Origin of the sequence: Roseicyclus mahoneyensis (assembly GCF_003148775.1) — a bacterium.
Classification (GTDB): Bacteria; Pseudomonadota; Alphaproteobacteria; order Rhodobacterales; family Rhodobacteraceae; genus Roseicyclus; species Roseicyclus mahoneyensis.
Genome location: NZ_QGGW01000005.1, coordinates 154,012 through 166,311, shown reverse-complemented (window position 1 = coordinate 166,311; position 12,300 = coordinate 154,012). Strand labels below are relative to the sequence as shown.

11 protein-coding genes are annotated in these 12,300 nt (G+C 65.9%); 4 read left to right on the top strand and 7 right to left on the bottom strand.

The window, feature by feature from the left end:
* Window positions 1–198: 198 nt before the first annotated feature.
* The 3 genes from C7455_RS11925 to C7455_RS11915 form a co-directional block, all read right to left on the bottom strand.
* Window positions 199–363 (bottom strand): YdcH family protein, encoded by a 165-nt coding sequence (locus C7455_RS11925; RefSeq protein ID WP_109668493.1) that lies wholly within the window; start codon window positions 361–363, stop codon window positions 199–201.
* Between the two features lie 108 nt (window positions 364–471).
* Window positions 472–1,218: a tRNA1(Val) (adenine(37)-N6)-methyltransferase gene (locus tag C7455_RS11920; RefSeq protein WP_109668492.1), complete on the bottom strand. Its 747-nt coding sequence runs from the start codon at window positions 1,216–1,218 to the stop codon at window positions 472–474.
* Window positions 1,215–1,430 carry a putative signal transducing protein gene (locus tag C7455_RS11915; RefSeq protein WP_109668686.1) on the bottom strand — a complete coding sequence of 72 codons (216 nt, stop codon included), beginning with the start codon at window positions 1,428–1,430 and terminating at the stop codon, window positions 1,215–1,217. The genes C7455_RS11920 and C7455_RS11915 overlap by 4 nt, the downstream gene beginning before the upstream one ends.
* Before the next feature lie 73 nt (window positions 1,431–1,503).
* Between C7455_RS11915 and C7455_RS11910 the strand changes: the two genes are divergently transcribed.
* On the top strand, window positions 1,504–2,505 hold the full coding sequence (locus tag C7455_RS11910) for a polyprenyl synthetase family protein (protein ID WP_109668490.1): 1,002 nt from the start codon (window positions 1,504–1,506) through the stop codon (window positions 2,503–2,505).
* 22 nt (window positions 2,506–2,527) lie between these two features.
* Here C7455_RS11910 and C7455_RS11905 read toward each other — a convergent pair whose 3' ends face one another.
* The 3 genes from C7455_RS11905 to C7455_RS11895 all read right to left on the bottom strand — a co-directional run bounded on the left by C7455_RS11905 (window position 2,528) and on the right by C7455_RS11895 (window position 6,796).
* Window positions 2,528–3,364, bottom strand: a complete 837-nt coding sequence (locus C7455_RS11905) for a 4-(cytidine 5'-diphospho)-2-C-methyl-D-erythritol kinase (RefSeq protein WP_109668488.1) — start codon at window positions 3,362–3,364, stop codon at window positions 2,528–2,530.
* The gene (locus C7455_RS11900) at window positions 3,361–5,058 is read right to left on the bottom strand and encodes a tetratricopeptide repeat protein (protein ID WP_245904313.1); all 1,698 of its coding nucleotides are present in this window, start codon (window positions 5,056–5,058) and stop codon (window positions 3,361–3,363) included. The genes C7455_RS11905 and C7455_RS11900 overlap by 4 nt, the downstream gene beginning before the upstream one ends.
* Window positions 5,059–5,143: 85 nt before the next feature.
* Window positions 5,144–6,796, bottom strand: coding sequence for an electron transfer flavoprotein-ubiquinone oxidoreductase (locus C7455_RS11895; RefSeq protein ID WP_109668486.1), 1,653 nt, complete (start codon window positions 6,794–6,796; stop codon window positions 5,144–5,146).
* Between the two features lie 185 nt (window positions 6,797–6,981).
* Between C7455_RS11895 and C7455_RS11890 the strand changes: the two genes are divergently transcribed.
* Complete coding sequence (locus C7455_RS11890; protein WP_109668484.1) at window positions 6,982–7,290, top strand: DUF2834 domain-containing protein; 309 nt, start codon at window positions 6,982–6,984, stop codon at window positions 7,288–7,290.
* Window positions 7,291–7,317: 27 nt separating this feature from the next.
* On the opposite strand, the gene C7455_RS11885 is transcribed toward C7455_RS11890, so the two are convergent.
* Entirely contained in the window at window positions 7,318–8,292 is a 975-nt protein-coding gene (locus C7455_RS11885; RefSeq protein ID WP_109668482.1) for a quinone oxidoreductase family protein, read from the bottom strand.
* 124 nt (window positions 8,293–8,416) lie between these two features.
* On the opposite strand from C7455_RS11885, the gene lysA reads away from it, so the two are divergent.
* Complete coding sequence (lysA, locus tag C7455_RS11880; RefSeq protein WP_109668481.1) at window positions 8,417–9,682, top strand: diaminopimelate decarboxylase; 1,266 nt, start codon at window positions 8,417–8,419, stop codon at window positions 9,680–9,682.
* Window positions 9,683–9,716: 34 nt separating this feature from the next.
* Window positions 9,717–12,296 carry a DUF4175 domain-containing protein gene (locus tag C7455_RS11875; protein WP_245904312.1) on the top strand — a complete coding sequence of 860 codons (2,580 nt, stop codon included), beginning with the start codon at window positions 9,717–9,719 and terminating at the stop codon, window positions 12,294–12,296.
* Window positions 12,297–12,300: the final 4 nt, after the last annotated feature.

Below are 12,300 nucleotides of genomic sequence, written 5' to 3'. Positions count from 1 at the left end.
GCGCGAACCTGTGCAGTGTGAGCGAAATTTTCCATCGGTGACATCCTTCCATCAAGGAGAACACCTCCCCTTGGTGAAATTTAGGTCAGCGATGATGACCCGACTAGCCGCAAGATCGCATTTCCGGGTTTCGCCCGGCGCAAGGCTATATCGGGTCGATGTGTGGCGCCGCGCCAGCGGTTGGCGCGGCAGATCGCGTCAGTTGGCCAGACGCGAAATCTCTTCCTTCAGGCGCAGTTTTTCCTTTTTCAGCTCGCGCACAACCAGGTCATCGACCGCCGGGCTGCGTTGTGCCTGTTCCACCTTTTCCGAGAGGGTCGCGTGCTTCTTCTTCAGTTCCTGCAGGTGAGACCCAAGTGACATAAAAGTCCTCCTCTCCGATGTGACTGCCGTGTGACAAGTGCAACACGGAAGTTGAGTCGTGTCACGCAAAACAACCAGCGGGATTGTTCAAATGCGATGTACCGCCGATCAGCCCAAGGCCAGTGGCGCGGCATGGCGCAGCACGGCCTCGGCTTGGGGGGTGAAATCGGGCGCGTCGGCGGCGTGGCTTGGGCCTTCATGTACAAGAAAGGGCGGCAGCAGGCGAAAGGGCGCGCGGGCGGATTTGCGCGCCCGGATCACGACGCGGTTGGCGGCACGGCCCGAGCGGGACTGGATCGGCAGGACCGTGATGGCGCCAAAGCCAGTCTGCAGGGCGGACAGGCAATCAGGCAAACGTTCTGCGGTCTGGATCAGTGTCAGCCACCCCCGCGGTGCAAGCCGCGCGCGGGCCGTGGCGATCCAGTCGCCCAGCGACGTCTCGGCCCGGTTCGCCGCCTCGCGCCCAGTGTCGCGGGAGGCTGTTCCGTCGTTGGCCGCGAAATAGGGCGGGTTGGTCACGACATGATCGAAGCAAAGCTGGCGCAGGTCGGCAGGCAGATCGGTCAGATCGGCCTCGATCACGGTCATGTCGGCCCCAGCCTCGGCCGCGTTCAGGCGCGCAAGGGCGGCATAATCGGGCTGTCGTTCCACCCCCACCATCCGCAAGCCGGGCACGCGGGCATGCAGGCACAGCGCAGCAGTGCCCACGCCGCAGCCCAGATCCAGCACCGATTGGCCCGGCAAGGCGGGACAGGCGGCGGCGAGATAGACAGGATCGGTTGCGGCGCGGTAGCCGACCCGGGGCTGCGTGATCTGCACCCTGCCGCCCAGAAAGGCGTCGCGGGTGGTGCTCACTCGGTCACCGGCAGGTTGTTGTCGCGCAGGACCACGCGGGCCTCGAAGGCGTCAGCGCGGCGCACCAGCAGACGGCGCGGCAATATGCCGATGGAGCCCTCGAGCACGCTCATATGGACGTCCAACTCGAAGACCTCTATACCCTCGCCGGACAAAAGCGCCGAGGCGAAGGCGATCTCGGTCGGGTCGGTGCTGCGCATGATCTCTAGCATGAAACCGATGTAGGCAGGCCGGGGCCGCTTGTCGAGACGGGCGCGGCGCAAGGCATAGGGGAAGGACGGGCGCATGAGCCTCGACACTGCAGCGACAGCGCCGCATGAACGGATGCAATCCGCGCTGGCCGATGATCTGGCGGCGGTGAATGCGCTGATCCGCGACCGGATGGCGTCGAAACACGCGCCCCGCATCCCCGAGGTCACCGCCCATCTGGTCGACGCCGGCGGCAAGCGCGTGCGCCCGATGCTGACGCTGGCCGCGGCGCGTATGTGTGGCTACGAGGGCAGCGCGCATCAGAAGCTGGCGGCGACGGTGGAGTTCATCCACACCGCGACGCTACTGCATGACGACGTGGTGGACGAGAGCCACAAGCGGCGCGGGAGGCCGACGGCGAACCTGCTGTGGGACAACAAGTCGAGCGTTCTGGTCGGTGACTACCTGTTCGCGCGGTCGTTTCAATTGATGGTTGAAACGGGCAATCTGCGCGTTCTCAACATCTTGTCGAACGCGGCCGCCGTGATCGCCGAGGGCGAGGTCTTGCAGCTGACCGCAGCGATGAACCTTGCCACGACCGAGGACATTTACCTGCAGGTCATCCGCGGCAAGACCGCCGCCCTGTTCGAGGCCGCCTGCGAGGTCGGCGGCGTGATCGCCGATCAGCCCGAGGGCGTGGTGCGCGGGTTGGCGGCCTACGGTGATGCACTGGGTATCGCGTTCCAGATGGTCGACGACCTGCTGGATTGGGGTGGCAGCGACGGCGTTCTGGGCAAGAACACGGGCGATGATTTCCGCGAGCGCAAGCTGACCTTGCCAGTTATCCGCGCCGTGGCCCGCGCCGATGCGGCGGAGAGGGCATTCTGGGTCCGCACGATCGAGAAGGGCGACCAGCGCGAGGGCGATCTGGAACAGGCGATGGCGCTTCTGCTCGCACATGGAACGCTGGAGGAAACGCGCATCGAGGCGCTGGACTGGGCGGCGCGCGCCAAGGTTGCACTTGATCCAGCGCCACAGCATCCGTTGCGCGACATGATGGCCGATCTGGCCGATTACGTCGTGGCGCGCCTGACCTGAGCGTCGGCTTGTTATAGAAGATTCAGGCGGGGAGAAGCCGGGCGGCTGCGACCCACCAATCGGGTCGGTCCTGCAGGTCGAGGGCCGCCTGTGTTGCGGCCGCCTCAGTGGCGAAAAGGCCAAAACAGGTGCCGCCCGATCCCGACATGCGCGCAAGCAGGCAACCGGGCCGCGCGTTCAGATGGTCGATCACCCGCCCGATTTCGGGGACCAGCGCGCGGGCGGGCGGTTCCAGATCGTTGCGCGTGTCGCAAAGCCAATCCGACAGCGCGGCGGCATCTTGCCAACCCTGCGCCGGAATGTCGGGCAATGGGGTGTTGTCGGGCGAGGTCAGCTTCTTGAACACGGCGCTGGTCGGAACCTCGATGCCGGGATTGATCAGAACCACCCAAAGCGGCGGCAGCGGCGGTAAGGGGGCCACAATCTCGCCGATGCCCAACATGCGCGCCGGTTTCCGAAACAGGCAGACGGGCACATCGGCGCCAAGCGACAGCACGGCGGCGGCATTGGGCAGGGCGAGATCCCAGAACGCGGCCAGACCACGCAAGGTCGCCGCCGCATCGGCAGAGCCGCCGCCGATGCCGCCGGCATGGGGCAAATGCTTGTCGAGCGTGATGGCCGCGCCTTGCCCCGGCGGGAAGAGTTCGGCCGCCTGCCAGATCAGATTGCGCCGGTCGGCGGGCACACCGGCGGCGCGCGGACCGGTGACCGTCAGCGACAGATCGTTAGAGGGCGCGATGTCGATCCTGTCGCCCAGATCGGCGAACACCACAACGGAATCGAGCAGATGATAGCCGTCATCCCGCCGCCCGGTGACATGCAGCGCAAGATTGACCTTGGCCGGCGCGAACAACCTCACTGGGTTTCGCCCACCCCGCCCTCATCGGCCAGCACGCGGTCCAGCCCGATCTCGAGCTTGCGGCGGATGCGGATCGCCTCGGCCTCTTCAGGGTCGAAGCTGAGCGCGCGTTCCCATTGGAACCGCGCCTCGCGCTGGCGGCCGACCATCCAGTAGACGTCGCCCAGATGATCGTTGATGATCGGATCATTGGGCAGGAGGGCAACGGCGCGTTCCATCGGCTCCACCGCTTCCTCGAAGCGGCCAAGCCGGTAGAGAACCCAGCCCAGACTGTCGACGATATAGCCGGAGTCGGGCCGCCCCGCGACGGCGCGTTCGATCATGTCGAGCGCCTCGTCGAGGCTGCGTCGCTGTTCGACAAGCGAATAGCCGAGGTTATTGAGTACCAGCGGCTGATCGGGGTTGAGGACCAGAGCCTGCCGGAAATCGGCCTCGGAGGCATCGAAGTCGTCCAGCACATCGTGGCATATGCCGCGGGTGTAGTAGAGAAACCAGTAGCGGCTTTGCGTGATGTCGACCAGATCGAGCGCCGCAGTATAGGCCGCGACCGCACCCGCGCAATCTTCGGTCCGGCGCAGGATGTCGCCCAGCGCAGCCTGTACTGTGGCGAGACCGGGATGATCGAGGGCCAGACGCTCCAGCACCTCGACCGCCTCGTCGCGGCGGTCATCGTCGAAATAGGCATCCGCGCGACCCAGCTGCGCCTCGATGTATTGCGGATCGCCCTCCGGCACCTCGAGGAAGGCATCGGCGGCAAGCGCGAACTGATCAGCCTCGGCAAGGATCTGACCCGCGAGGATCAGCGCGTCTGTATGGGCCGGGTCGATGCCATGGGCGGCGCGGGCATAGAGCAACGGCAAAGTGGTCGACCCGGCATCGCGCCCCAGCGCCTCGGCGATGGTGTGGAACACCTCAGCCAGACCTTGCGTCGCGGTGGTCAGGAAGGTGTAGGGCGGGACGCTGTCTTGCGTTGCAATCCGCTCGCGGAGGGCAAGCAGGCCCGGATCGGGCACGCCCGCCGTAAAGAAATCGAGCAGTTGCAGCGCAGCATCCACCCGGTCGAGCTGGACCAGAACCTCGGCCCGGGCGCGGATCGAGCGTTCGTTGACTGACAAAGGGCCGAATTCATCGCCCGAAAAGATCGCATCGGCACCTTCGAAATCGCCCACGGCGGCGCGGGCAAGCGCCAGATGGGTCAGCGCGATGTCGCTGAGCGCATCATCTTGCGCGATGGCACGAAAGGCTTCGGTGGCGCGACCCATGTCGCCCTCGCCCAGCGCGATCCATGCCAGCGCCAGCGGGTCGATCAAGGGCCCCGCACCCTGCCCGGCCTCGATCGCGGCGCGCGTACCGACCAGATCGCCTTGCGACAGGCCGCGCACCATGCGCACGAGGTTGACAAGTTCCTGACCCTGATCGGCCGGATCAAGCATGTCGGCTATGGTTTCGGCTCGGCCCCATTGGCCAAGTGCTGCATTGGCGAAGATCGCATTGCCGATCAGCATCGGATTGCCGGGATCAGCGGCCAGCGCGTTCTCGAAATAGACGGCGGCGGCGCGGTGGTCACCATCGATCACGGCGGCGCGTGCGGCCAGATAAGCACCCGCCAGCCCCCGTTCCTGTGCGAAAACAGGCGGGGCGACCCCAAGGGCCGCCACGACTAGGGACAGGATCAGCAGGGGGCGGCGCATCATCGGTCTCCTCCGGTTCGGGGAAAGACTAGGGCCCTCAGGGCGCAAGGGCAATGCACAGGGCCCATGGCTTCATGCGCTTTACCGATCACATGTTCGGGTAGTTGGGTCCATCGCCGCCTTGCGGCACCGTCCAGTGGATGTTCTGCGACGGATCCTTGATGTCGCAGGTCTTGCAGTGAACGCAATTCTGGAAGTTGATGACAAAGCGCGCCTCGGCCCCCTCGCCCACCACCTCGTAGACACCGGCCGGGCAATAGCGCTGTGCGGGTTCGGCGTATTCGGGCAGGTTCACCGAGATCGGAACGCTCGCGTCCTTGAGTTGCAGGTGCGAGGGCTGGTGTTCCTCGTGGTTGGTCATGGAAAAACTGACATTGGTCAGCCGGTCGAAGCTGAGCTTGCCATCAGGTTTGGGGTAGTCGATGGGCGCGTGATCGCGGGCCTTGCCGGTGGCCTGCGCATCGGTCCGGGTGTGCTTCATCGTGCCGAAAAAGGACGCGCCGAACAGGCTGTTGGTCCACATGTCCATCCCGCCAAGGACGACACCGCCGAGCAGACCGTATTTCGACCACAGGGGCTTGACGTTGCGCACGGGCTTGAGGTCACGGGCGATAGGCCCGTCCTTGTGGAGGTAATCGTCATAGGCCGTCAGCTCATCGCTGGCACGGCCCTGTGCGATGGCAGCGGCGGCGGCCTCGGCGGCCTCGATCCCTGACAGCATGGCGTTGTGGTTTCCCTTGATGCGGGGCACGTTCACCAGTCCCACGCCGCAGCCAAGGATGGCGACGCCGGGCGCGACCGCCTTGGGCATGGATTGCCAGCCGCCTTCGCTGATGGCGCGCGCGCCGTAAGCGATGCGTTTGGCCCCCTTGAGCAGCTCGGCCACCATCGGGTGATGCTTGAACCGCTGGAATTCCATGTAGGGGTAAAGATGCGGGTTCTCGTAGTTCAGGTGCACCACGAAGCCAACATAGACCTGATTGTTCTCAAGGTGATAGATAAAGGACCCGCCGCCCGCGTTCTTCCCCAGTGGCCAGCCCATCGTGTGCATCACGCGGCCCTCGACGTGCTTTTCGGGGTCGATTTCCCAGATTTCCTTCATCCCGAGGCCGAATTTCTGCGGGCCGCTGTCTTTTTGCAGGTCAAACTTCGCCAAGACTTCCTTGGTCAGCGAGCCGCGCACGCCTTCGGCGAGAAAGACGTATTTGCCGCGCAGCTCCATCCCCGGCTCGTAGGCGTCGCCTTGCGTGCCGTCGGGGTTGCGGCCGAATTCGCCCGCGATCACACCCGCCACCGCGCCATCATCGCCATAGACCAGCGCGGAGCAGGACATGCCGGGGAAGATCTCGACGCCCAGATCCTCGGCCTGCTGCGCCATCCAGCGGCAGACATTGCCCATCGACACGATGTAGTTGCCGTGGTTGTTCATCAGGCGCGGCATGACGCTGTTGGGGATGCGGATGCCGCCGCCTTCGCCCAGGACATAGAACTTGTCCTCGCGCACGGGCACGGTGATCGGCGCGCCCTTGGCCTTCCAGTCGGGGATCAACTGGTTGAGACCAACGGGGTCGAGCACGGCCCCCGAGAGGATATGCGCGCCGACCTCGGAACCCTTTTCGAGCACCACCACGTTGAGGTCGGGGTCGATCTGTTTCAGCCGGATCGCGGCAGACAGGCCCGAAGGGCCTGCGCCCACGATGACGACATCGTAGTCCATGCTTTCGCGGATCGGTTCGGACATCTGGGTTCCCCTGGCTATCTTGCGGACCGTGCGCGTGGCATCTCGCGCAACAATATTTCGTGCCTGCGTAGGCAAGACTAGGGCGATGGTCAATCGTGACGCGGCATCACGGTGTCGCAGGGGGGTGCTGGCAGGAACCGTGCGGCTGCGCTACCTGTAAACGGCCACAAAGAGGACCATCGCCCATGACCCCCCTTCGCCTCGTCTACCTCGCGCTTGTCATTGTCGGCGCGATCTTGCCCTGGACGTATTTCTACGCGTGGTTTTCGGAACATGGCTGGGCGCTCGGGCCGATGATCGACGCGTGGTGGGTGAACGATGCCACCAGCGCGCTGGTCTATGACCTGACGATTGCCGCCATCGCGCTGACGATCTGGGCGCTGGTCGAGGTGGCGCGCGGGGATCGGTGGTTCCTGCTTGTCATCCCCGCGACCTTCGGGATCGGAGTCAGTTGCGGTTTGCCGTTGGCGTTGTTCCTGAAGGCCCGGGCGTAGGGTGGGCAATCTGCCCACCCCACCCAGTCACACCATCAACACCGTCTGCCCCGTGGTCTTGCGCCCCTCGAGCGCGCGATGCGCCTCGGCCACATCCGCAAGCGGGAAACGCTGGTCGATCGTGATCCTGACCGCGCCCGACACCACCTTGTCGAACAGCTGCCGCGCCATCGCCTGACAGGTGTCAGGGTCCGAGATATGCGTGAACAGCGTCGGCCGGGTGATCTTGAGCGACCCCTTGGCGCCGAGTGTGGCAAGGTTGAAGGGCGGCACCGGGCCCGAGGCATTGCCGAAGGAAATCATCATCCCCAAGGGCCGCAGGCAATCGAGCGAGCCGTCGAACGTGTCTTTACCGACGGCATCCATCACCACATCGACGCCCTTGCCCCCCGTCAGCGCGCGCACCTGCGCCACCCAATCCGGATCGCGGTAGTTGATGCAGGCGTCAGCCCCGTGGTCGACGGCAAGTTTGCATTTCTCGGGGCTGCCCGCCGTGCCGATCAGGCGGATGCCCATGGATTTCGCCCATTGGCAGGCGATCAGGCCCACACCGCCCGCTGCGGCATGAAACAGCACCGTATCGCCCGCAACCATCGGCGTCGTGCGGTGGAAGAGATAGACCACCGTCATGCCCTTGAGCATCATGGCCGCCCCCTCCTCGAAGGAGATACCATCGGGCAACGGGCAGACCTGCGCCGCCTTCATCACGCGGGCCTCGCAATAGGCGCCGGGGGGCATGGCGGCATAGGCCGCGCGGTCGCCCGCTTTGAGATGCGTCACACCCTCGCCCACGGCCTCGATGACGCCCGCGCCCTCCATGCCCATCGCATGGGGCATTTGCAGCGGATAGAGGCCCGAGCGCTGGTAGACGTCGATGAAATTCAGCCCGCAGGCGTGGTGGCGGATGCGGATCTCGCCCGCGCCCGGCGCGCCGACGTCACGCTCAACGATCTTGTAGGCTTCCGGCCCGCCCGGGGCCTCGATGATGACGGTCTTGGCCATGCGGCATCTCCCTGTTTGTCCCGTCGCGGACCCTAGCGGGCGGGCAAGGCGCGCGCCACGCCTCTTTGATCGCCGCGCGCCCCGTGCTACCTGCCGCGCGGAACGGGCCGAGGGACGCGCTACGATGGATCATTTTCTCTACCGGAACGGCATCCTGCATGCCGAGGACGTGCCCCTGCCGCAGATCGCCGCTGAGGTCGGCACGCCCTTCTACGTCTATTCCTGTGCCACGCTGACCCGCCACTACCGTCTCTTCGAAGAGGCGCTGGCAGGGATGGAGCACCTTGTATGCTTCGCCATGAAGTCGAACTCCAATCAAGCCGTGATCGCCCATCTGGCGGGCTTGGGCGCGGGGATGGATGTGGTGTCGGGCGGCGAATACCTGCGCGCCAAGGCCGCTGGCGTGCCGGGCGAGCGGATCGTGTTTTCGGGCGTCGGCAAGACCAAGGACGAGATGCGGATGGCGCTGAAGGGCGGCATCCGGCAGTTCAACGTGGAAAGCGAGCCGGAGCTGATCGCACTGTCCGAGGTGGCGACATCACTGGGCGTGACCGCGCCCATCACCGTGCGGGTGAACCCCGATGTCGACGCGAAAACCCATGAAAAGATCGCCACCGGCAAATCCGAGAACAAGTTCGGCATCCCCATCGCCAAGGCGCCAGCGGTCTATGCGATGGCCGCGAAACTGCCCGGCATCGAGGTCATCGGCATCGACGTGCATATCGGCAGCCAGCTGACCGAACTGGAGCCGTTCCGCCTTGCCTATGAAAAGGTGCGCGAGTTGACCCTGCGCCTGCGGGCGGATGGCCATGACATCCGCCGTCTTGATCTGGGGGGCGGCCTTGGAATTCCCTATGAGCGGTCGAACACCGCGCCGCCCCTGCCCACGGAATATGGCGCGCTGATCCGTGAGGTGTTCCACGATCTGGACGTCGAGATCGAGATCGAGCCGGGGCGCCTGATCTCGGGCAATGCGGGGATCCTTGTCGCCTCGGTCATCTATGTGAAAGAAGGCGAGGGGCGCGATTTCCTGATCCTTGACGCGGCGATGAACGATCTGGTCCGGCCTGCGATGTACGGCGCGTGGCATGACATCATCCCGGTCGTGGAACCCGCGCCGGGTCTGGACCAGCGGCCCTATGACATCGTTGGCCCGGTCTGCGAATCGGGCGACACCTTTGCCAAGCAGCGGCAGATGCCCGCCATAGGCCCCGGCGAACTGGTCGCTTTTCGCAGTGCGGGCGCCTATGGTGCGGTGATGTCGAGCGAATACAACACGCGCCCCCTGATCCCCGAAGTTCTGGTGAAAGACGATCACATGGCCGTCATTCGCGCGCGCCCGACATTTGACGAGATCATAAACCGGGATACTATTCCCTCATGGGTGTAAGCCCGTGGGGCGACCCGCGCCCCGGAAAGGGACCATGACCAAGCCCCCCCCGAACGGCCCGACCGACCGCGCCTTGGCGCGCCTGATCTGGCCATTGCGCCTGACATGGGCGGGCATGGCGGCCGAGCGCGCGGCGCGCGCCTTCTGGCCGGTCTGGTCGGTCATCTTCGTGGCGGTGGCCGGTTTCGCCTTTGGCGCGGTCTCCGGCCTGTCGGCGACCGCCCTGTGGTCGGGGCTTGCAGTGCTGGCGCTGGCGCTGGCTGCCCTGATCACCCGCGGCGTCATGCAGTTCCGTCTGCCAACCCGCGACGAGGCGTTGGGGCGGCTGGACCGCACCATGCCGGGGCGCCCGATCTCGGCCCTGCTGGATCACCCCGCCATCGGCGCGGGCGATCCGGCGGCGCAGTCGGTCTGGGCCGCACACCTGCGCCGCATGGCCGCACGCGCCGCGACCGCCCGCGCACCCGAACCAGATCTGCGCCTGTCGCGGCAAGACCCTTTCGCGTTGCGCTATGTGGCGGCGACGGCACTGGCCATGGCGGTGTTGTTCGGGACCATTGGCCGGGTGGGCGAGGTCGGCGAAGCGGTGACTTTCGGAACCGGGCCTGCCATCGCCTCGGGGCCAAGCTGGGAGGGATGGGTGGAGCCGCCGGTCTACACCGGTCTGCCGTCGCTCTACCTCAACGAGATTTTCGCCGAAAGCTTCGCCACGCCCGTGGGGTCGCGCATCACCTTTCGCAGCTATGGCGAACCGGGCAGGATCTCGATCACCACGGATGTCGGCCCCCTGCCCGCCGAAAGCACGGATGCATACGCCCAATCGGTAACGGTGGAACGCTCGGGCGATTTCACCGTCAACGGGCCGATGGGGCGCAGCTGGGCGATTTCCGTGCTGCCCGATCAGGCGCCCTCCGTAGTGCTCGATGGCGAGGTCGAGGGGGAGCCGCCGGGCCAGATGCAATTCGCTTTCACTGCGACAGATGATTACGGCATCGCCTCGGGCACGGCGACGATCCGGCTGGACGAAGGCGCGGTCCACCGCCGCTACGGCCTTGCGGTCGCGCCCGAACCGCAGCCCGCGTTGACGCTTGACCTGCCGATGCCCTTCCGGGGCTCGCGCGCGGAATTTTCCGAGGTGCTGCTCGAGGATCTGTCGCAGCATCCCTTTGCCAACCTGCCGGTGACGCTGACGCTGACCGTCACCGATGACGCGGGCCAGATCGGCACCGTGCGCTACGACGTGCCCCGCCTGCCCGGGCGGCGGTTCTTCGACCCGCTGGCCAATGCGTTGATCGAGATGCGGCGGGATATCTTGTGGTCGCGCGAAAACGCGCGGCGCGCGGCGCAGATCCTGCGCGCGCTGACGCAAGACCCCGAGGAGGGGCTGGACGAGGGTGTCTATCTGCAGATCCGCAGCGCCATCGCGCAGCTGGAGGCTGCGCCCGAGTTGATCACGATCGAGACTCGCGACGACGTGGCGGAACTGCTCTGGAACGCCGCGATGGAGCTGGAGGTGGGCGATCTGGACGATGCTCTGGAACGTCTGCGCCAAGCGCAGGAGCGGCTGTCCGAGGCGATGCGCCAAGGCGCGAGCGACGAGGAGATCGCGCAACTGATGCAGGAATTGCGCGAGGCGATGAACGACTACATGCAGCAATTGGCCGAAAACGCCCAGCCCGGCGAGGATCGCCCGGATGGCGGGGCTGAGCGCATGGAACTGTCGATGAACGACCTCGAGGAAATGATGCGCCGTATCGAGGAATTGATGCAGGAAGGCCGGATGGCCGAGGCGCAGGAAATGCTCGATGCGCTGCAGCAGATGCTGGAAAACATGGAGATGACGCAGGGCGGCGAAGGGGGCGACGGACCGCAGACGCCCGGCGAGCGCGCCATGGAGGGCCTGCAAGATACGCTCCGCGACCAGCAGGAATTGTCGGACGACGCCTTTCGTGAACTGCAGGACCGGCTGAACCCGGGCCGCCCCCAACCCGGCCAGCAAGGGCAGCAAGGCCAGCAAGGCGAGATGCAACCCGGCGGCGAGCAAGGCGAGGGGCAAGAGGGCCAGCAGGGGCAGGCGCAGAACGGCCAGCCGCAGGGCGATGGCGAGGGCGAGGGCATGACGCTGGCCGAGCGGCAAGAGGCGCTGCGCCGTATGCTGGAGGAGCAGCAGGGACGTCTGCCCGGCGCCGGCACCGAGGCCGGCGACGAGGCGCTTCGGCGGCTGGACGAGGCTGCGCGCGCGATGGAAGAGGCTGAAGGTTTGCTGGAAGATGGCGATCTGGCCGGTGCGCTGGACGCGCAATCACAGGCGCTGGAGGCCCTGCGCGAAGGCATGAGCGAACTGGGCCGCGCGCTGGCGCAGGACCAGACCGGGGAAGAACCCGGTCAGGGCATGGCCGAGGGCAACATGGCCCCGAACCGACCGATGCAGGACCCGCTGGGGCGTCAGGCAGGCAATTCGGGCTCCTTCGGATCGGACGAGGCGATGGCTGACCGGGAAGAGGCGTTCCGCCGGTCGCGCGAATTGCTGGAGGAATTGCGGCGCCGCTCGGCCGAACAGGAACGCCCCGAGCTGGAACGCGATTATCTGCGCCGTCTGCTGGACCAGTTCTGAGCCG

What these genes read in the sequence shown, in the direction of transcription:
- lysA (WP_109668481.1), top strand. Translation starts at nt 8,417, where the DNA reads ATGGATCATTTTCTCTACCGGAACGGCATCCTGCATGCCGAGGACGTG.
- C7455_RS11915 (WP_109668686.1), bottom strand. Translation starts at nt 1,430, where the DNA reads ATGCTAGAGATCATGCGCAGCACCGACCCGACCGAGATCGCCTTCGCC.
- C7455_RS11885 (WP_109668482.1), bottom strand. Translation starts at nt 8,292, where the DNA reads ATGGCCAAGACCGTCATCATCGAGGCCCCGGGCGGGCCGGAAGCCTAC.
- C7455_RS11900 (WP_245904313.1), bottom strand. Translation starts at nt 5,058, where the DNA reads ATGATGCGCCGCCCCCTGCTGATCCTGTCCCTAGTCGTGGCGGCCCTT.
- C7455_RS11925 (WP_109668493.1), bottom strand. Translation starts at nt 363, where the DNA reads ATGTCACTTGGGTCTCACCTGCAGGAACTGAAGAAGAAGCACGCGACC.
- C7455_RS11875 (WP_245904312.1), top strand. Translation starts at nt 9,717, where the DNA reads ATGACCAAGCCCCCCCCGAACGGCCCGACCGACCGCGCCTTGGCGCGC.
- C7455_RS11910 (WP_109668490.1), top strand. Translation starts at nt 1,504, where the DNA reads ATGAGCCTCGACACTGCAGCGACAGCGCCGCATGAACGGATGCAATCC.
- C7455_RS11895 (WP_109668486.1), bottom strand. Translation starts at nt 6,796, where the DNA reads ATGTCCGAACCGATCCGCGAAAGCATGGACTACGATGTCGTCATCGTG.
- C7455_RS11890 (WP_109668484.1), top strand. Translation starts at nt 6,982, where the DNA reads ATGACCCCCCTTCGCCTCGTCTACCTCGCGCTTGTCATTGTCGGCGCG.